20 protein-coding genes and 1 pseudogene are annotated in these 16,876 nt (G+C 73.6%); 13 read left to right on the forward strand and 8 right to left on the reverse strand.

Features of this window, described 5'->3' with window-relative positions:
* Positions 1 to 181 precede the first annotated feature (181 nt).
* Both ACILQ5_RS06625 and ACILQ5_RS06630 read left to right on the forward strand, forming a co-directional pair.
* A complete protein-coding gene (locus tag ACILQ5_RS06625; protein ID WP_395657190.1) occupies positions 182 to 739 on the forward strand; it encodes an RNA polymerase sigma factor in 558 nt (185 codons plus the stop codon).
* Positions 736 to 1,785: a hypothetical protein gene (locus ACILQ5_RS06630; RefSeq protein WP_395657191.1), complete on the forward strand. Its 1,050-nt coding sequence runs from the start codon at positions 736 to 738 to the stop codon at positions 1,783 to 1,785. Before ACILQ5_RS06625 ends, ACILQ5_RS06630 begins: the two co-directional genes overlap by 4 nt.
* A 6-nt stretch (positions 1,786 to 1,791) precedes the next feature.
* Here ACILQ5_RS06630 and ACILQ5_RS06635 read toward each other — a convergent pair whose 3' ends face one another.
* The gene (locus tag ACILQ5_RS06635) at positions 1,792 to 3,246 is read right to left on the reverse strand and encodes an MFS transporter (protein ID WP_395657192.1); all 1,455 of its coding nucleotides are present in this window, start codon (positions 3,244 to 3,246) and stop codon (positions 1,792 to 1,794) included.
* Between the two features lie 31 nt (positions 3,247 to 3,277).
* On the opposite strand from ACILQ5_RS06635, the gene ACILQ5_RS06640 reads away from it, so the two are divergent.
* Positions 3,278 to 3,562, forward strand: coding sequence for an acylphosphatase (locus ACILQ5_RS06640; RefSeq protein WP_395657193.1), 285 nt, complete (start codon positions 3,278 to 3,280; stop codon positions 3,560 to 3,562).
* Positions 3,563 to 3,689: 127 nt separating this feature from the next.
* On the opposite strand, the gene ACILQ5_RS06645 is transcribed toward ACILQ5_RS06640, so the two are convergent.
* Complete coding sequence (locus ACILQ5_RS06645) at positions 3,690 to 4,304, reverse strand: hypothetical protein (protein ID WP_395657194.1); 615 nt, start codon at positions 4,302 to 4,304, stop codon at positions 3,690 to 3,692.
* A 60-nt stretch (positions 4,305 to 4,364) separates the two neighbouring features.
* On the opposite strand from ACILQ5_RS06645, the gene ACILQ5_RS06650 reads away from it, so the two are divergent.
* Entirely contained in the window at positions 4,365 to 4,943 is a 579-nt protein-coding gene (locus ACILQ5_RS06650; protein WP_395657195.1) for an antibiotic biosynthesis monooxygenase, read from the forward strand.
* Positions 4,944 to 4,949: 6 nt separating this feature from the next.
* Here ACILQ5_RS06650 and ACILQ5_RS06655 read toward each other — a convergent pair whose 3' ends face one another.
* Entirely contained in the window at positions 4,950 to 5,156 is a 207-nt protein-coding gene (locus ACILQ5_RS06655) for a hypothetical protein (RefSeq protein ID WP_395657196.1), read from the reverse strand.
* A gap of 126 nt (positions 5,157 to 5,282) precedes the next feature.
* On the opposite strand from ACILQ5_RS06655, the gene ACILQ5_RS06660 reads away from it, so the two are divergent.
* Positions 5,283 to 6,185 carry a hypothetical protein gene (locus ACILQ5_RS06660; RefSeq protein WP_395657197.1) on the forward strand — a complete coding sequence of 301 codons (903 nt, stop codon included), beginning with the start codon at positions 5,283 to 5,285 and terminating at the stop codon, positions 6,183 to 6,185.
* Positions 6,186 to 6,192: 7 nt separating this feature from the next.
* Here ACILQ5_RS06660 and ACILQ5_RS06665 read toward each other — a convergent pair whose 3' ends face one another.
* Positions 6,193 to 7,158, reverse strand: a complete 966-nt coding sequence (locus tag ACILQ5_RS06665; protein ID WP_395657198.1) for a sulfotransferase family protein — start codon at positions 7,156 to 7,158, stop codon at positions 6,193 to 6,195.
* A 57-nt stretch (positions 7,159 to 7,215) separates the two neighbouring features.
* Here ACILQ5_RS06665 and ACILQ5_RS06670 point away from each other — a divergent pair, with 57 nt between their 5' ends.
* From ACILQ5_RS06670 to ACILQ5_RS06685, 4 genes are all read left to right on the forward strand, one after another.
* Positions 7,216 to 8,100, forward strand: a complete 885-nt coding sequence (locus ACILQ5_RS06670) for a phosphoribosylaminoimidazolesuccinocarboxamide synthase (RefSeq protein ID WP_395657199.1) — start codon at positions 7,216 to 7,218, stop codon at positions 8,098 to 8,100.
* A 14-nt stretch (positions 8,101 to 8,114) separates the two neighbouring features.
* Entirely contained in the window at positions 8,115 to 8,525 is a 411-nt protein-coding gene (locus ACILQ5_RS06675) for an SRPBCC family protein (protein ID WP_395657200.1), read from the forward strand.
* A gap of 46 nt (positions 8,526 to 8,571) precedes the next feature.
* Positions 8,572 to 10,158, forward strand: coding sequence for a long-chain fatty acid--CoA ligase (locus ACILQ5_RS06680; protein WP_395657201.1), 1,587 nt, complete (start codon positions 8,572 to 8,574; stop codon positions 10,156 to 10,158).
* Between the two features lie 234 nt (positions 10,159 to 10,392).
* A complete protein-coding gene (locus ACILQ5_RS06685) occupies positions 10,393 to 10,644 on the forward strand; it encodes a DUF4242 domain-containing protein (RefSeq protein WP_395657202.1) in 252 nt (83 codons plus the stop codon).
* Between the two features lie 15 nt (positions 10,645 to 10,659).
* Here the strand turns inward: ACILQ5_RS06685 and ACILQ5_RS06690 are convergent, their stop codons facing one another.
* On the reverse strand, positions 10,660 to 11,265 hold the full coding sequence (locus ACILQ5_RS06690; protein WP_395657203.1) for a dihydrofolate reductase family protein: 606 nt from the start codon (positions 11,263 to 11,265) through the stop codon (positions 10,660 to 10,662).
* A 106-nt stretch (positions 11,266 to 11,371) separates the two neighbouring features.
* Positions 11,372 to 11,848 (reverse strand): annotated as a pseudogene (locus ACILQ5_RS06695) (general stress protein); the annotation flags it as partial.
* 72 nt (positions 11,849 to 11,920) lie between these two features.
* Between ACILQ5_RS06695 and purS the strand changes: the two are divergent.
* The 3 genes from purS to ACILQ5_RS06710 are packed head-to-tail and all read left to right on the forward strand — an operon-like array spanning position 11,921 to position 13,301.
* Complete coding sequence (purS, locus tag ACILQ5_RS06700; protein ID WP_395657415.1) at positions 11,921 to 12,193, forward strand: phosphoribosylformylglycinamidine synthase subunit PurS; 273 nt, start codon at positions 11,921 to 11,923, stop codon at positions 12,191 to 12,193.
* Positions 12,190 to 12,858, forward strand: a complete 669-nt coding sequence (gene purQ, locus ACILQ5_RS06705) for a phosphoribosylformylglycinamidine synthase subunit PurQ (protein ID WP_395657204.1) — start codon at positions 12,190 to 12,192, stop codon at positions 12,856 to 12,858. Before purS ends, purQ begins: the two co-directional genes overlap by 4 nt.
* Positions 12,855 to 13,301, forward strand: coding sequence for a DUF3817 domain-containing protein (locus tag ACILQ5_RS06710; protein ID WP_395657205.1), 447 nt, complete (start codon positions 12,855 to 12,857; stop codon positions 13,299 to 13,301). The genes purQ and ACILQ5_RS06710 overlap by 4 nt, the downstream gene beginning before the upstream one ends.
* A 112-nt stretch (positions 13,302 to 13,413) precedes the next feature.
* Here the strand turns inward: ACILQ5_RS06710 and ACILQ5_RS06715 are convergent, their stop codons facing one another.
* Positions 13,414 to 14,817 carry a glycoside hydrolase domain-containing protein gene (locus ACILQ5_RS06715; protein ID WP_395657206.1) on the reverse strand — a complete coding sequence of 468 codons (1,404 nt, stop codon included), beginning with the start codon at positions 14,815 to 14,817 and terminating at the stop codon, positions 13,414 to 13,416.
* A 228-nt stretch (positions 14,818 to 15,045) separates the two neighbouring features.
* Here ACILQ5_RS06715 and ACILQ5_RS06720 point away from each other — a divergent pair, with 228 nt between their 5' ends.
* Entirely contained in the window at positions 15,046 to 15,249 is a 204-nt protein-coding gene (locus tag ACILQ5_RS06720) for a hypothetical protein (protein ID WP_395657207.1), read from the forward strand.
* A 20-nt stretch (positions 15,250 to 15,269) separates the two neighbouring features.
* On the opposite strand, the gene ACILQ5_RS06725 is transcribed toward ACILQ5_RS06720, so the two are convergent.
* Positions 15,270 to 16,760, reverse strand: a complete 1,491-nt coding sequence (locus ACILQ5_RS06725) for an MFS transporter (protein ID WP_395657208.1) — start codon at positions 16,758 to 16,760, stop codon at positions 15,270 to 15,272.
* Positions 16,761 to 16,876 lie beyond the last annotated feature (116 nt).

The following is a 16,876-nucleotide window of genomic DNA, read 5'->3' on the forward strand; positions in this document are numbered from 1 at the left end:
AGACGGTCAGCCGCGCACTACCGTGAGACATGGAACCTCCGGGTGGATGTGGGCCTTAGACAAGCCACACCCCACCCGGAGGTTCTCTTTCACGTCAACGGCCAGGACCGCTACCAACGTCCCGGCCGGGTACATCTAGAAGTCCTGCAACGCCGGGACGGGTGCCGGACATGAGCAGGGCATGAGCTCGGGGCGCGAGGACGACTTCCGGCGGCTGTACGCCGCCCACTTCGACGCGGTCCTCGGGTTCGCGCTGCGGCGCACCGACCGGCCCGAGGACGCCGCCGACGTCACCGCGGACACCTTCCTGGTCGTGTGGCGCCGGCTGGCCCACGTCCCGACCGGCGAGGAGACCCGACCCTGGCTGTACGGCGTCGCGCGCCGCGTGCTGGCCAACCACCGTCGCGGCGACCGGCGGCGCTCCTCCCTCGGCGACCGGCTCCGTCGTGAGCTGGCGGCGACGGTCCCCGACGCGAGCGACGACGTGGTGCAGCGCGCCGACGTGACCGCGGCGATGCGACGGCTCAGCGCTCGCGACCAGGAGGTGCTCGAGCTGCACCTGTGGGAGGGCCTCGAGCCGCGCGAGATCGCCGAGGTGCTCGGCCTCGCCTCCGTGGTGGTGCGGCCGCGGCTCTCGCGGGCCCGGGCCCGGCTGCGCGACCTGCTCGGCAACGATCCCGAGCCACCCGGACATCACTCCACCAGACACCCGCAGCTCACCCGGAAGGAGCAGCCGTGAACCCGAAGCTCACCGACGACGCCGTCGCCGACCTGCCGCTGCACCACGGGCGGGCCGAGCTCCTGGAGGAGATCATGCGCAGCCCCGCGCTCGACGACCGTCCCGTCGCCGCCCCCGAGACCCGCCGCCGGCACAGCTGGCTCGCGCCCGTCGCCGCGGCTGCGACCGTGGCCGCGCTCGCCGCCGGCTCCGCCTGGTGGGCGAGCTCCGGCGGCCCCGACCCGGAGTCGACGCCGGTCGCGGGCGGCGGTGCGCAGGCCGGCGCGCCGGCCGGGCCGGACGGCGCCTACCGCGCCGTCCTCGAGGCCGACGGGTGGACGCTCGAGAGCGCCTACACGGACCCGACCTACGAGACCGGCGAGATCGGCTACGCCCAGGGCGACCGGACGCTCGAGATCGACTGGTACCCCGCCTCGGACTACGACAGCCGGTACGACGACCGCCGCCACATCACCGACCCACCGTCCGACGGCACGCCGGTCGACGTGCTCGGGCTGCGCGGCAGCATGTGGGCCTACTCCGCCGACGACCACACGGTGATCCGGCCGGTCGAGCACGGCCACTACCTCGAGGTCCGGGGCAGCGGCATGGACCAGCAGGAGTACGTCGCCCTGCTCCGTGAGCTGCGGCTCGTGGACGCCGACGGGTTCGACGCGGCCCTGCCGGACGGCTTCGTCAGCAACGCCGAGCGGAGCTCGCAGATCGACGCGATCCTGGACGGGATCGAGGCCAAGGCCGGCACGCTCCTGCCCGCCGGCGTCCCGCGGGCGTCCATCACCTCGGACCAGTCCGACCCCTACCAGCTCGGCGCCGAGGTCACCGGGCAGGTGGCCTGCGCGTGGGTGGGGCAGTTCGCCGAGGCGAAGCGCACCGGCGACGAGTTCGCGCTCCAGGAGGCGGTCGGCGTGATGGAGACGGCGTACCGGTGGCCGGTGCTGGACGAGATGAACGACCGCGGCGACTGGCCCGAGTGGATCTGGTCGATGGTCGACGACATGGACGCCGGCCGGGTGCCGCCGGGGTGGCAGCAGAGCTGCCAGCCCTAGCGTCCGCTACCGGCCGCGGGCCGGGTCGTCCCGCAGCGCCCGCACCGCCATCGCCAGCGCCGCGCACAGCAGCACCAGGCCGGTGAGCAGTGCGGCGCGGAGCGCGGCGCCGGCGCCGTGGGCGGCGAGGGTGAGCTGGAAGACCGTCATCGAGAGGGCGGCGCCGATGGAGGCGCCGATGCGCTGGCCGGTCTGGAGCGCGCCGCCGGCGGCCCCGCCCATCCGGGGCGGCACGTCCTCGAGCGAGAGCGTCATGTTGGGGGAGACCACGCCGCCCCCGCCGAGCCCCGCGAGGAAGGACGCCGGCACCGCCACCATCCACAGCGTCCCGCTGCCGGCCTCGGGCACGAGCAGGGCGACCAGCAGGACGCCGGTCATCATCACCACGAGCGCCAGCACGGTGACCCGGCGGTGCAGGGTCGAGACGACCCGCCCCGACAGCGGTGCGGTGATCGCGGAGCCGGCGGCGAACGGGCACATCAGCAGACCCGCCGCCAGCGCCGAGAGCCCGAGCTGCTCCTGGTAGTAGACCGACAGCACGAGGAAGAACCCGGTGAAGCCGGTGAAGTACAGCGTCCCGACCGCCACGCCGTTGGCGTAGCCGGGCGTCTGTCGCAGCAGGCCGACGTCGAGCAGGGGTGCGCCCCCGGTGCGCACCAGTCCGTGCTCCCGTCGTACGAACGCGATGCCGAGGGGTACGGCGCCGAGCAGGAGCAGCAGCGGCAGCCGGCCGCCGCCCTCGGCGGCCACGGTGGGCAGCAGGACGCACAGCACCGCGCCGCCCAGCAGCGCCGCGCCCAGCAGGTCCAGCCGGACGCCGGTCTCGCGCAGCTCGCGCGGCCGCTCCGGCACCATCCGGGCGACCGCGACCATCGCCGCGAGCCCGATCGGCACGTTGACGAGGAAGATGTAGCGCCAGCCGTGCTCCTCGCCGAACGCCGCGATGATCAGGCCGCCGAGCACCGGTCCGGTGGCCGAGCTGATCGACACCACGAGGCCGAAGAGCCCGAACGCGCGGGCCCGCTCCGGCCCCCGGAACAGCTGCTGGATCAGCCCGGAGTTCTGCGGCGTCAGCAGCCCGGCGCTGGCGCCCTGCACCAGCCGGCCGACCACGACCCACAGGGCGGTCGGGGCCAAGCCCACCCCGGCGCTCGCGACGATGAAGCCGGTCAGCCCGATGAGCATCATCCGGCGCCGGCCGTAGGCGTCGCCGAGCCGGCCGCCGGTCACCAGCGTCAGCCCGAAGGCCAGCGCGTAGCCCGAGACCACCCACTGCACCGTCGCGGCGCTCGTGTGCAGCCCGGTCCGGATCGACGGGATCGCGACGTTGACGATCGTGACGTCGAGCAGCGCCATGAAGCCGATCACCAGGGACACCGCGAGGATCCGCCAGCGCCGGGGATGGGGCTGCTCCTCCTGGCCGGCCGCGCGCTCCCTCGTGGCCAGCGGCTCCTCCGTCACCCGGTCATGGTTCCCGCGGCAGGATGGGGGCATGCACCCCGCGAGCAGGCGGGCGGTCGACCTCACGGTGACCGGCCGGGTCCAGGGCGTCTCGTTCCGTGCGTACGCCGAGCAGGAGGCCGCCCGCGTCGGCGTGACCGGCTGGGTGCGCAACGAGCCCGACGGCACGGTCACCGCGCACGCCGAGGGGCCGCCGGAGGCGGTGGCGGCGTTCGTGCGCTGGTGCCACGAGGGCCCGTCGTGGGCGCGGGTCGAGCGCGTCGACGTCCGCGAGGCCGCGGACGTCGGCGCGACGTCGTTCCGCGTGCGCTCCTGACCCGGCGGGCCCGACTCCGGGGGCAATCCCTGGACTTCGGGGGTGAAGTTTCGGCCCCGAAGTGATGGTTTCCCCGGAGAACCGGGGAAACCGGCAGCCCGGCGCACCACCCCGGCCGACGACTGCCTCAGATCCGGGCGTGCCCGCCCCAGTTCGCGAGCTTGGTGGCGACGGCGTGCAGGTCGGCGCGGCGGACGTCGTCCGGGACCGGCGGCAGGACGTCGTCCCACTCGACGGCGTAGGACCCCTTGATCTGCGCGAACCCCTCGGGCCGGGCGAAGAACCAGACGTGGGTGTGGGCGCTGCCGTCGCCCCAGCGGTTGACGTGCACGCGGCCGATCCCGGGCAGGGACTCGATGATCCGGACCAGCCGGCTGGAGATCCGGCCGAGCTCGGAGGCGTGGTCGTCGTCGAGCCCGCCGACGTCGACGTGCTCACGGGTCCACAGGGTCAGGACCAGCGGCAGGCCGGTCGGCTCGGCCGAGGTGGTGAGCACCCAGCGCTCGTCCTCCCAGACCGTGTCGGTCGGCAGGGTGCCGGCGCAGAACCCGCAGTCGGCCCCGCCGTCCTCGCCGGCGCGCGGCTGCTCGGCGCCCGGCTCCTGGAGGACCTTGGGGACGACGGCCCCGTCGACCGACTCCCACGGGAACACGTCCCAGGTGCTCATCTCGGGAGCGGACAGGCGACCGCCCTCCCCCGAGGCGAGGACTCGCGCGTACATCTCCGCTGCAGACTCCGGCATGGCGTCACTCTGCCAAACCCGACTTGCACGCCGGGTCGGCGGCCCCCAAGGATCACGGTCATGGGTGTCCCCGTCACCGTCTCCATCACGCGGACCGTCGCGTCCGGCCACGGCGACGAGATGCTCGCGTGGATCCGCGCGGGGTCGGCGCTCGCCACCCGCTTCGAGGGGTTCCTCGGCTCCGGGTGGGTGCGCCCCGCTCCCGACTCCGACGAGTGGCACATGCTCTACCGGTTCGCCGACGAGGGCTCGCTGGCCACCTGGGAGGCGTCGCCGCAGCGGGCCTGGTGGCTGGGCGCGGCGCAGGGCCTGGTCGGGGAGTCCCGCGTCGAGCGGCGCACCGGCATCGAGGGCTGGTTCGACCCGCCGGTCGCCCGTGACGTCCAGGACCTCCGGCCGTCGGCACCGGCCCCGCCCCGGTGGAAGCAGGCGGTGGTGATCTTCCTCGTCTTCTACCCGCTGAGCGTGCTGGCCAACTGGGCGGCCGGGCACACCATCGCGTCCTGGTCGCTGCCGCTGCGGGTGCTGGCCGTCGTGCTGGTGATGACCCCCGTGATGACCTACGCGGCGCTGCCGTGGATCACCCGGCGGATGGAGTGGTGGCTGCAGGGGCGTCCGGCCCCGTGGCGCCGTACCTGAGGCCGGTCAGGCCGGCGGGTCGATCTCCGCGCGCAGCACGGCCGGGTCGAGGAGACCCTCGAGCTGCTCGTCGACCGGGTGCTCCGAGGGCTGGTCGGGGAAGTCGTGCTCGTGCGCGATGTGCTCGACGAGCTCGTTCTCGTGCGCCAGCGACTCCGCGGGCGGCTCGGCCGCGACCGCACCGAAGTCGGGGTGCGGGGCCGGCTCCGTCATGGCGCGACCCTAGCGGCGCGGCGCCGACCGCACCTGCGGTTCGGCCGGGTTCGCCCGGGTTCGTCCGGGCCGGGCCGCGCCGTCGACCTCCATAGTCGACTGGACCAGTGGACTATGCTGGGGCGCATGACCGTCGAGACGCTGCCGCCGATCCCGTCGTACGACGACGGCGTCCGGGTCGTGGTGCCCGCGCCGAGCGCCGGCCCCGGCAACTGGGCGGGCGCGGCGAGCGCGGTCCTCGTCGACGGCACCTTCTGGCTGACCTACCGGGTCCGCCGGCCGCTGTCCGAGGGTCGCGGGGTCACGGTCGTGGTCGCGCGGTCCGCCGACGGGGTGGTCTTCGAGCAGGTCGCCGAGGTGCACCGCGACGCGTTCGGGTGCGAGTCCTTCGAGCGGCCGGTCCTGGTGCCGGTCCCGGGCGTCGGCTGGCGGCTCTACCTCTCCTGCGCGACGCCGGGCTCCAAGCACTGGTGGGTGGACAGCCTCACCGCCGCGACCCCCGAGGGCCTGGCCGACGGCGTGCGGCAGGTCGTCCTCCCCGGCGACGACCGGGTGGCGGTCAAGGACCCGGTGGTCGAGCGGACGGTCGTGGCTGGGCAGGAGGGCTGGCGGATGTGGCTGTGCTGCCACCCGCTCACCGAGGCCGGCGCGGAGGATCGGATGACCACCCGGCTGCTCACCAGCCTCGACGGGCTCGCCTGGGAGGACCACGGGGAGGTGCTCGCCGGCCGGGCCGGCCGCTGGGACGCCCGGGGCGCCCGGGTGACGACCGTGGTCGCGCAGCAGCCGCTGACCGTCCTCTACGACGGCCGCCCGGACGCCGAGTCCAACTGGCACGAGACCACCGGGGTGGCGCGCTGGGACGGGATCCGTCTGGTCGCCGACGACGAGGACCCGGTCGCCTCGCCGTTCTCCGACGGCGCGTGGCGCTACGCCTCCGCCGTCTCGCTGCCCGACGGTCGGACCCGCTTCTACGTCGAGGCTGCCCGCGCCGACGGCGCGCACGACCTGGTCACCGTCGTCGGCTGAGCCGAGCTCAGGCCGAGGTGCGCCGCTGGTCGAACGCGCCGCGGCTGGTGGTCGAGAGCCAGTCGGAGAAGTCCTCGCCGGTCAGCCGGGAGAGCAGCGCGATGTCGCGGTCGAAGGTCGGCACCAGCCGCTCCCGCTGACCGGGGTCGAGGTGCGGGCGGGGTCCCGCCTGGGGCCCGGCCAGCCGGCTGACCAGCGGTGCGCTCGCCCGGCGCCAGACCTCCGGGCGCACGAACTGCCCGGCCCAGGCGCCGGCGCGGACCGCCGGGCCGAGCACCCGCGGGCGCCAGCCGGGCTCGACGTACGAGCGGGCGTTGTCGCGCGGGATCGAGGCGATGACGCCGGGGGAGATGCCGAGGAACCGGCAGGTCCGGTCGACCGTGCCGCGCGGGTCGTCCACGACGTCGCGGTAGCGCAGCACCAGCACCCGCGAGCGGTCGACGTACTGGAAGAGGTGCTCGAGCTGCTCGCCGTACATCCCGAGCTCGCGGTAGCGCCAGAACGGCGCCCAGCCGGCGTGCACCCGCGCGTCCTGGAGCGCGAAGGCCTCCTCGAAGTCCGGCACCTGCTCGAGGCCGTCGGACCACAGGTGCATCCAGTTCGAGTAGGCACGGTCGATCGGGTCGCGCACGACCGCGACCAGCCGCACGTCCGGCAGCGCCTCGGCGATCCGTCGGTGGGCGCCGCGGCTCCACAGGTAGAACGGGGTGCTCTCGCCGCGGATGCTGCCGGCGGGCGCCTCGGCGAACAGGGCGGCGTACTCCTCGGCCCGCCAGGTCCACTCCTGCTGGGAGTGCGCGTCGCCCGGGCCGCGCCACGCCGGCGGCGGGGCGCCGTCGCAGAGCCAGTACTTCGGCTCCTTCGGCTGGGTCATGAAGACCTCGGGGTGCTGGGCGAGCGCGGCGTGCAGGGCCGTCGTCCCCGCCTTCGGGGCGCCGACGATGAGGAAGTCCGGCTGGGGCGTCCGCGTCACGAAACCAAAGTAACCCGATAGGGGAAGGAGGGAAACCCTCCTCCCTAGAGTGGGACCGTGCCCGACCTCAACATCCCGGCGGCCCCCGTCATCGCGGGTGCCTCGCACCTGCACAGCGGCAAGGTGCGCGACCTCTACGAGCTGGCGAGCGGGGACCTGCTCATGGTCGCCAGCGACCGGATCTCGATCTTCGACTTCGTGCTCGACACGACCATCCCGGACAAGGGCGAGATCCTCACCCGGATGTCGCTGTGGTGGTTCCGGCAGCTGGCGGACCTGGTGCCCAACCACGTGGTCTCGACCGACGTGCCGGAGCAGGTGCGGGGCCGGGCCGTGGTGTGCGAGCGGCTGGCCATGTACCCGGTCGAGTGCGTCGCCCGGGGCTACCTCACCGGATCGGGACTCCTCGACTACCGCGCGTCCGGCGAGGTGTGCGGGATCGCCCTGCCGGCCGGCCTCGAGGACGGCAGCCGGCTGCCGGAGCCGGTCTTCACGCCGGCCACCAAGGCCGAGCTCGGCGAGCACGACGAGAACGTCTCCTACGACGCGGTCGCGACGACCGTCGGTGCGGAGCGGGCCGCCGAGCTGCGGGACCTCACCCTCGCCGTCTACGGCCGGGCGGAGGCGGTCGCCCGCGAGCGCGGCATCATCCTGGCCGACACCAAGCTCGAGTTCGGCGCCCGGCCCGACGGCACCACGGTGCTCGGCGACGAGGTGCTGACCCCGGACTCCTCCCGGTTCTGGCCGGCCGACCAGTGGCGCCCGGGACAGGCGCAGCCGTCGTACGACAAGCAGATCGTGCGCAACTGGGCGCTGTCGCCGGAGTCCGGCTGGGACCGGGCCTCCGGCGAGGCGCCGCCGCCCCTGCCACCAGAGGTCGTCGAGCGCACCCGCAGCCGCTACGTGGAGGCCTACGAGCTGCTGACCGGGGAGCGGTTCTGAACGGCGTGGGCGGGATGCCCGGCGGCACGGTGGCCTTCCCGGTCGCGCCCGACGTCGCCTTCGACTACCTCGTCGACCCCGCGAACCGCGCCGAGTGGCAGTCCTCGCTGCGCCGCGTGGACCACGTGGCCGGCGATGTGGGGGTCGGCCAGCACTGGGTCGACGTGACCAAGCCCGGGCTGCGCCCGCTGATGCGGACCACCGTCTTCGAGCGGCCCGCCCGCTGGGCGGAGTCGGGGAGCTGGCACGGCGTGACCGCGGACCTCGAGCTGAGGTTCACCGCCACGCCGGGCGGCTGCGACGTGGCGTTCGGCTTCCGGGTGCGGATGCTCGGACCGGTCGGCCGTGCCTTCACCGCGGCGAGCGTGCCGGCCGTGCGGTCCGACCTGCGCCGGGCGGCGGAGGTCCTGTCGCGCCGCTCGTGACCGGTGAGTAGGTTGGCCGCGAGACCCGAGTGATGGAGGCCACACCGTGACGACGTACAACCTGGCGACGCTGCTCGAGGAGAGCGCGCAGAAGTACCCCGAGCGCACCGCCGTCGTGCTGCCCCGTCCCGACGGCGAGGCCACCCGGCTCTCGTACGCCGAGGTGGACGCGTTCGCGAACATGGTCGCCAACCTGCTCGTCTCCCGCGGCATCCGGCCCGGCGACAAGGTCGCGCTGACCTGCCCGAACCTGCCCTACTTCACCGTCGTCTACTTCGGGATCCTCAAGGCCGGTGCGACCGTCGTGCCGCTCAACGTGCTCCTCAAGGGCCGCGAGGTCGCCTACCACCTCGGCGACTCCGACGCGAAGGCCTACTTCTGCTTCGAGGGCACCCCGGAGCTGCCGATGGGCGAGGCCGGGCACACCGGGTTCTCCCAGGTCGACGGCTGCGAGCACTTCTTCGTGATCACCGCCGACCTCGCGTCGCCGTCCCCGATCGACGGCGTGGAGACGATGGCGCAGGCGATGGGCGGCCAGCCCGCGACCTTCGAGAGCATCGCGACCGACGAGGACGACACCGCGGTCATCCTCTACACCTCCGGCACCACCGGACAGCCCAAGGGTGCCGAGCTGCGGCACCGCAACATGCGCGACAACGCCCTGCTGGGCGTCGAGCTCTTCGGCGCGAGCGCCGACCGGCCCGACACGTTCCTGTGCGTGCTGCCGCTGTTCCACTCCTTCGGCCAGACCGTGTGCCAGAACGGCGCGTTCGCCTTCGGTGGCACGGTCGTCATGCTGCCGCGGTTCGAGGCGCACGCCGCGCTGCACCTGATGCTCCGGGAGGGGATCACCTTCTTCGCCGGCGTCCCGACGATGTACTGGGGCCTGCTGGGTGCGCTCTCCGACGAGCACGACATCGACGTCTCCGAGCTCGCCGCCAACCTGCGCGTGGCGGTCGCCGGTGGCGCCGCCCTGCCGGTCGAGGTGCACCGCGAGTTCGAGAAGCGCTTCGGCGTCACCATCCTCGAGGGGTACGGGCTCTCGGAGACCTCGCCGGTCGCGTCCTTCTCGCGGTACGGCGAGCCGGTGCGGGTCGGCTCGATCGGCACCCCGGTCCCGGGCGTGGAGATGAAGCTGATCGACCCCGCCTCGCCGGAGTGGGCCGAGGTCGAGGGCGGCGACGCGATCGGCGAGATCGCGATCAAGGGCCACAACGTGATGAAGGGCTACTACGCCCGGCCCGAGGCGACCGCCGAGGCGATCCGCGACGGCTGGTTCCGCTCCGGCGACCTGGCCCGGCGGGACGAGGACGGCTGGTACTACATCGTCGACCGGTCCAAGGACATGATCATCCGCGGCGGCTACAACGTGTACCCGCGTGAGGTCGAGGAGGTCCTGATGACCCACCCCGACGTCTCGCTGGCCGCCGTCATCGGGGTCCCCGACGAGAGCCACGGCGAGGAGATCAAGGCGGTCGTCATCCGCAACCCCGGCGCCGCGCTCACCGAGGACGAGCTGGTCGCCTGGGGCAAGGAGCAGATGGCCGGCTACAAGTACCCGCGGATCGTGCAGTTCGTCGACGCCCTCCCGATGACGTCCACCGGCAAGATCCTGAAGCGCGAGCTCTCCTAGCGCCGGGGCGCCGCTGGGGTGAGCGCCCGGGTTGCGCGCCCGGGGTGCGCGCCCGGGGTGCCGGGTCGGCGCTGGCGGGATGACCTGGGGTTCGCCCGGGCTGCGTGCGCAGGTCCCCGGGGCCTGATCGGGCCATGGACTTCCCCGGGTGCGCGGACGAGCGTGGTCGGTCGAGGCCGGCGGCGCGCCGGACACCCCTGGCGCGTCCGTCGCGGCCTCCTGAGGAGGTCAGTCATGGGACTGTTCATGGACGTCCACCACCTGGACGGCGGCGTCAGCGCCGAGGACGTCGCCGGCGCCCACGCGAAGGACCTGGACCTGCAGGCCACCTACGGCGTCGACTACAAGCACTACTGGGTCGACGAGGCCCACGGGAAGATCTTCTGCCTGGTCGACGCCCCGGACGCCGAGACGGCCGCCCGGGTGCACCGTGAGGCGCACGGCCTCGAGGCCGACGAGATCTACCCGGTCACGCAAGGCGCCTGACAGCAGGTCGTGCGCTCACCCCACCCGGTAGCGCACGTGCGTGGCGAGCTCCGAGCCCTCGGTCTCGACCAGCTCCAGCGTGGGCAGCGTGGTGCCGTCGAAGAGCCGCTCACCCGCGCCGAGCACGACCGGGGCGATGTCGAGGGTGAGCTCGTCGAGCTCGCCCGCCGCGATCGCCTGGCGCACGGTCGAGGCGCCGCCGGCGACCGAGACGTCGCCGTCCCCCGCCTCCCGGGCCAGGCGCAGCGCCTCGGCGAAGCCGCCGGTGACGAAGTGGAAGGTCGTCCCGCCCTGCATCTCGATCGGCTCGTGCTCGTGGTGGGTGAGCACGAAGACCGGCGCGTGGTACGGCGGCTCCTCGCCCCACCAGCCCCGCCACGGCTCCGGCCAGCTGTCCCACTCCCCGCGCACCGGGCCGAACATGTTGCGCCCCATGACGTAGGTGCTGCCGGACCGCAGGATCCGGTCGCTCCAGCGGGCGTCGACCTCGTGCTGGTCGGACCCGAGGTGCCAGCGGTGGAGCGCCATCCCGCCGCGACCGAGCGGGTCGTCGAAGCTCTGGTCCGGCCCGGCGACGTACCCGTCGAGCGAGACGGAGATGTGGGCGGTCGTGAAGGTCATGTCGGCTCCGACTCCGGGGGGTGGCGAGTTTCATCGGCCGGCCGACGAATTCCGCTCCGGGACGACGAAGCTTCGTCGTCCACCCGCGAGTTTCGTCGGCCGGCCCGGGGAGCCCGGCGAGGACCTCGCGGGCCTGAGCGGCGACCTTGTGCTCGACGAGCACCTCGTAGCGGGTGGCCACGACCTGGGTCACCGAGGAGAAGTCCCGCTGCCCGCGGGTGAGCGCGTAGCCCAACAGCGCCCACACCAGCCCGAAGAGCGCGCCGAGCAGGATCGTCGACAGGATCATCGCGAGCACGTCCTCGTCGACGAAGAACGAGAAGATCAGCCCCACGAACAGGCCCAGCCACAGGCCGGACAGGATGCCGCCGAGCGCCACCCGTCCCCAGGTCAGCCGCCCGGTGATCCGCTCGACCCGCTTCAGGTCGGTCCCGACGATCATCAGGTGCTCGACCGGGAACTTGTTGTCGCTGAGGAAGTCCACGGCCTTCTGGGCAGCGGCGTAGTCGTCGTACACGGCGAGGGACTGCGGGTACTGCAACCGCAGCGGGTTCATGGCGGGGTTGCCGGAGGGCAGGCTCATGCGGCCAGTCTGCCGCAGCCACCCGTACGCCGGGGCGTCGCGCGCGCCGTACCGCCCGATAGGCTGACCGCCGTGCCTCGCGTAGTCGTCGACGTCATGCCCAAGCCCGAGATCCTCGATCCCCAGGGCAAGGCCGTGCTCGGCGCGCTGCCGCGCCTCGGCTTCACCGGGGTGAGCGACGTGCGCCAGGGCAAGCGGTTCGAGCTCGAGATCGACGGCGAGCTCACCGACGAGGTGCTCGAGCAGGTCCGGCAGATGGCCGCGACCCTGCTCTCCAACCCGGTCATCGAGGACTACACCGTCTCGGTCGAGACCGTCCCCGCCGCCGTGGAGACCCTCCCGTGAGGGTCGGCGTCGTCACCTTCCCGGGCTCCCTCGACGACGTCGACGCCCAGCGCGCCGTCCGGATCGGCGGCCACGAGGCGGTGCCGCTGTGGCACGGCGACCACGACCTCCAGGGGGTCGACGCGGTGGTGCTGCCGGGCGGCTTCTCGTACGGCGACTACCTGCGCTGCGGGGCCATCTCGCGGTTCGCCCCCGTGATGACCGAGGTGGTCGAGGCCGCCGGCCGCGGCCTGCCGGTGCTCGGCATCTGCAACGGCTTCCAGATCCTGTGCGAGTCCCACCTGCTGCCGGGTGCGCTGATCCGCAACGACCACCGCAAGTTCGTCTGCCGCGACCAGCGGCTCCGCATCGAGAACAACCGCACCCCGTGGACCTCGGCGTACGACGACGGCGCCGAGGTCACCATCGTCCTCAAGAACGGCGAGGGCGGGTTCGTCGCCGACACCGAGACCCTCGACCGGCTCGAGGGCGAGGGCCGGGTCGTGGCGCGCTACCTCGACGACAACCCGAACGGCTCGATGCGCGACATCGCCGGCATCACCAACGACCGCGGCAACGTGGTCGGGCTGATGCCGCACCCCGAGCACGCGGTCGAGGCGCTCACGGGCGCCGGCACCGACGGCCTCGGGTTCTTCACCAGCCTGGCCGCGGCCGTCCTGGCGTGAGCCCGCTCCTCCTCTTCCGCCGGGTCGCGATCGCCGAGGCCGTCACCTGGTGCCTGCTGCTGCTCGGCATGGTCCTCAAGTACGTCACCGGCACCACCGAGCTCGGGGTGCGCGTCTTCGGGATGCTGCACGGCGTCGTGTTCATCGCCTACTGCCTCACGACCCTCCTCGTCGCCGTCGACCAGCGCTGGTCGCGCGGCCGGGCGCTGCTCGGGCTGGCCTCGTCCGTCCCGCCGTTCGCGACCGTCCTCTTCGACCGGTACGCCGAGCGGCGCGGCCTCCTCGCGCCCACCTGGCGGCTGCGCTCGGCGGCGCCGGCCGGCCGGCTCGACGCCGTCGCCGGGTGGCTGGTCCGCAAGCCGCTGCACGGGGCCGCGACCGGCGTGCTCGCGGTCGCCGCGCTCACCGGTCTCGCCCTCCTCGCCGGTCCGCCCGCCGGCTGATCCGCGCGGCCCGGACCGGGCACCCGCCCCGACCGCCCGGAACGTCGTCAGGGGGATAGTCCCTGGCCTTTCGGCCCCCACAACGCCCGATCCGGGGCCAGAACGTCAGGGACTACCGCCGCTGGCCGGCCGCGAACGCCTTCCAGCTCACCGACCCGACCACGCCGGACTGCTCGATCCCGACCGACTTCTGCCAGGCCTTGACGGCGATGGTGGTCGTCGCGTCGAAGACGCCGGTCGCCCGGAGGGGGGTGGCCCGGTCGGTGATGGCGTTGAGCGCGCGCTGGACCCGGCGGACGGCCGGTCCGGCCGAGCCGTACTTGACCACGGGCCGGTCGCCCGCGACGAGCAGCGACATCCAGTTGCGCCGGCTCCAGGTCGTCGAGACCGGGAACCCGCGCTTGGCCTGGAAGGCCTGGGCGGCGTCCTGGGTCCGGGCGTTGTAGACGCCGGAGATCCGCCCGCCGAAGAGGCCCTGCTCCTGCAGCAGGCACTGCAGTGCCCGGACCCGGGACGGCGGCGCGGTCACGCTGCCGGTCGCCGGAGCGATGGTGGGGTAGGTGCCGAAGCCGATGTGCACGCCCTCGCAGTGGGTCTCGGGGACGGCGTACGACCCCTTGCCGACGTCGAGGTAGTTGCGGTCGATGTTGATCGTGACGCCGCCCCAGCGCTCGTCGTGGCCGCCCTGGTACTGCTTGATGCGGGCGTGCGGGCGCCAGCCGTCGGCGCGGAGGTACTGCGCCTCGGTCTCGGTGTTGGCGCGGCCGTCCCAGCGGGCGATCCAGATCTGGTCGGGCAGGACGATGTCGCTGCGGCCGTTGTGGCGGGCGTCGTCGAGCATCTTGATGCCCGAGCCGGCGCTCGAGTAGACGCCCGAGAGGTAGCCGAGCTGGTGGATCCGCCACGTCCAGCTGCTGAGGAACGCCAGCGCGGACTCGCGGCAGCGGGTGTCGCGCAGGTCGAAGCCCTCGAGGTCGTAGTAGAGGGTGCTCCCCTCGACGATGCCGAGGGACTTCGCGGCGGCCACGCTGGTCGCGGCCTCGGCGCTGCCCTGCTTGCGCGCCTTGCCGTAACGGCCGTCGGCGCCGGGCTTGGGGATGATGGTGGGGTCGTCGCCGTACCGCGGGAAGCGCGGCTGGCAGGACGCCTGCGGACCGAGGGTGATCGGCAGGATCCGCCAGCCGTGCCGCAGCTGCGTCCGGACCCAGGCCGCGGTCAGCTCCGGCTGGTTGCGGCAGGCGCGCGAGGCGCCGGACATGTAGACGCCCACCGCCAGGAACGGCGAGCTCTGGAGCCAGCGGTCCATCGCCGCCTGGCTCGGGGCGAGGCACTGGTCGAAGCCGTAGCCGGTGAAGTCGCCGGGCGTGACGGGGTTCGCGGCCGCGGGTCCGCGCGCGCTCTCACCGGCGGCCGCGGGGCCGTCGGCCGTCGTCGTCGCGAGCAGGGCGCCGGCGAGGGCCCCGCCGGCGAGGACGGCGATCGTGCGGCGCCACAGGGCGCGGACGGAGGCTGGCATGGCGGTCTCCTGGCACGGGGAAGAGGAGGCTGCCTCGGGTGAGGCGACGTCACCATAACCTCAGGAATCACACCAGTAACAGCAGTTCCGGGTAACTACAGACGTGTAGTTCGCTGGCGCCCGACTTGCAAGGTTTGCTCAACTCCGCCCGCGGTCGTCGGCGGGCGGCGCACGCTGGGCGGACCGGTCGACCTGAGCGACCGGGATCGATCCTGGGGGGAGACGATCATGACCGACACCTGGAGCACCCAGCCGTTCCTCGGACTGGTGCCGCACTTCCACCTCGACCCCGTCGAGGGCGTCCCGCTGGTGAGCACCGACGGCCACTGGTGGTGGGACGGCTACGCGTGGACGCCCACGCCCGACCTGACGGCGGTCGCCGCCGACCTGGAGACGGAGCAGCCGGCCCCCCCGGTGGCGGGCGCCGGCTGATCCGAGGGCCGGGCCGGGGTTCAGGCCGCCTCGGCGGCCACCGCCTCGACGAGCTCGTCGCCCGCGGCGCCGGCCTCGGCCGTCGCCGGTCGCCGGGTGCGGATCACCAGCGCGGTGACCACCAGGGCGAGGGCGGCGAAGGTGGCGGAGGTGAGGAAGGCGGCGGCCATGCCCGGGACCAGCTGGCCCGGCACCGCGCCGGTGGCGTAGACCGACACGATCACACCCACCCCGACGGCCCCGCCGAGCTGCTGCGTGGTCTGCAGCAGCCCCGACGCGGAACCGGCGTGCTCGGGCTCGACGCCCGAGAGCACGATCACCGTCACCGGCATGAACGTCAGCGCGGACGCGATGCCGGCCAGCGCCATCGGCCCGAAGACCGCCGCCAGGTAGGTGTCGCCGGTGCCGATCGTGCTGAGCCACGCGTAGGCCAGCGCGAGCGTGCCGGTGCCGGCCAGCATCATCGCCCGCGGGCCGACCCGGCCGATCAGGGCCGGGGTCACCCGCGAGGTGGCGAAGATGCCCAGGCTGAACGGCAGGAACGCGACGCCGGCCATCAGCGGCCCGAAGCCGAGCACGCCCTGGACGTACTGCACGACCAGGAAGAACATCGACAGGTTCGCGCCGAGCAGCAGGGCCATCACGGCCAGGGCGCCGACGCGGTTGCGGTCGCGGACCAGCCGGGGCTGGACCAGCGGGTGCGGGTGCCGCAGCTCGGTGCGCGCCAGCACTGCCAGCAGCGCGACGCCCACGGCGAACCCGACGACGGTCCGGGTCGAGACCCAGCCGTGCTCCGGCGTACCGATCAGCGTCCACACGAGGGCGACGGCCCCGCCGGTGGCGGTCAGCGCACCGACGACGTCGAACCGCCCCGGGCGGCGCGGCGTCTCGGTGACGAAGCGCGGCGCGAGCAGGATCACGGCGAGGCCGATGGGCACGTTGATGAACAGCGTCCACCGCCAGGAGCCGACGTCGGTCAGGAGCCCGCCGAGGATCAGGCCGATCGACGCGCCGCCCGAGGAGACCGCGCCGAAGAGCGCGAGCGCGCGGTTGCGGGCCGCCTCGTCGGGCGCGCTCGTGGTGAGCAGGGCGAGGACGCTCGGGGCCGCGAGTGCGGCGCCGACGCCCTGGAAGGTGCGGGCGGCGACGAGCTGGCCGGGCGTCTGGGCGAGCCCGCCGAGGGCGGAGCCCAGGGTGAAGACGGCCAGGCCGATCTCGAAGACCTTGAGCCGGCCGAAGACGTCACCGAGCCGGCCGCCGAGCAGCAGCAGACCGCCGAAGGCGAGCGTGTAGGCGTTGAGGACCCACGACAGCGACGCGGGGCCGAAGCCCAGGTCGTCGTCGATGCGGGGGAGGGCGACGTTCACGACGGTGGCGTCGAGGACGATCATCAGCTGCGCGACCAGGACGATCGCGACGCCGGCTGCTGCGCGGCCGGCGTTCGGCGGCAGCTCGCTCGGCAGCTCCCGACCCGGCTGGCGGGCGGGGAGGGAGGTGGCGTTCAGGGACATGTGGGTGAGGTCCTGTTCTGGCCCGACGGGCCGAGGTACAGTAGATCCGGAGGATGACTCCGCTTCCTGGAGAACAATACGGAGACAGTCTCCGTTTAGCAAGCCCCTTTCTCCGA

The sequence above is a fragment of the Nocardioides sp. genome, from assembly GCF_044226305.1.
Taxonomy (GTDB): Bacteria; Actinomycetota; Actinomycetes; order Propionibacteriales; family Nocardioidaceae; genus Nocardioides.

Bases quoted from the DNA above. Each gene is read 5' to 3' on its own strand.
- ACILQ5_RS06725 (WP_395657208.1), bottom strand. From the start codon at position 16,760: ATGTCCCTGAACGCCACCTCCCTCCCCGCCCGCCAGCCGGGTCGGGAG.
- ACILQ5_RS06625 (WP_395657190.1), top strand. From the start codon at position 182: ATGAGCTCGGGGCGCGAGGACGACTTCCGGCGGCTGTACGCCGCCCAC.
- ACILQ5_RS06715 (WP_395657206.1), bottom strand. From the start codon at position 14,817: ATGCCAGCCTCCGTCCGCGCCCTGTGGCGCCGCACGATCGCCGTCCTC.
- ACILQ5_RS06720 (WP_395657207.1), top strand. From the start codon at position 15,046: ATGACCGACACCTGGAGCACCCAGCCGTTCCTCGGACTGGTGCCGCAC.
- ACILQ5_RS06640 (WP_395657193.1), top strand. From the start codon at position 3,278: ATGCACCCCGCGAGCAGGCGGGCGGTCGACCTCACGGTGACCGGCCGG.
- ACILQ5_RS06650 (WP_395657195.1), top strand. From the start codon at position 4,365: ATGGGTGTCCCCGTCACCGTCTCCATCACGCGGACCGTCGCGTCCGGC.
- ACILQ5_RS06685 (WP_395657202.1), top strand. From the start codon at position 10,393: ATGGGACTGTTCATGGACGTCCACCACCTGGACGGCGGCGTCAGCGCC.
- ACILQ5_RS06645 (WP_395657194.1), bottom strand. From the start codon at position 4,304: ATGCCGGAGTCTGCAGCGGAGATGTACGCGCGAGTCCTCGCCTCGGGG.
- ACILQ5_RS06675 (WP_395657200.1), top strand. From the start codon at position 8,115: ATGCCCGGCGGCACGGTGGCCTTCCCGGTCGCGCCCGACGTCGCCTTC.
- ACILQ5_RS06690 (WP_395657203.1), bottom strand. From the start codon at position 11,265: ATGACCTTCACGACCGCCCACATCTCCGTCTCGCTCGACGGGTACGTC.
- ACILQ5_RS06660 (WP_395657197.1), top strand. From the start codon at position 5,283: ATGACCGTCGAGACGCTGCCGCCGATCCCGTCGTACGACGACGGCGTC.
- ACILQ5_RS06655 (WP_395657196.1), bottom strand. From the start codon at position 5,156: ATGACGGAGCCGGCCCCGCACCCCGACTTCGGTGCGGTCGCGGCCGAG.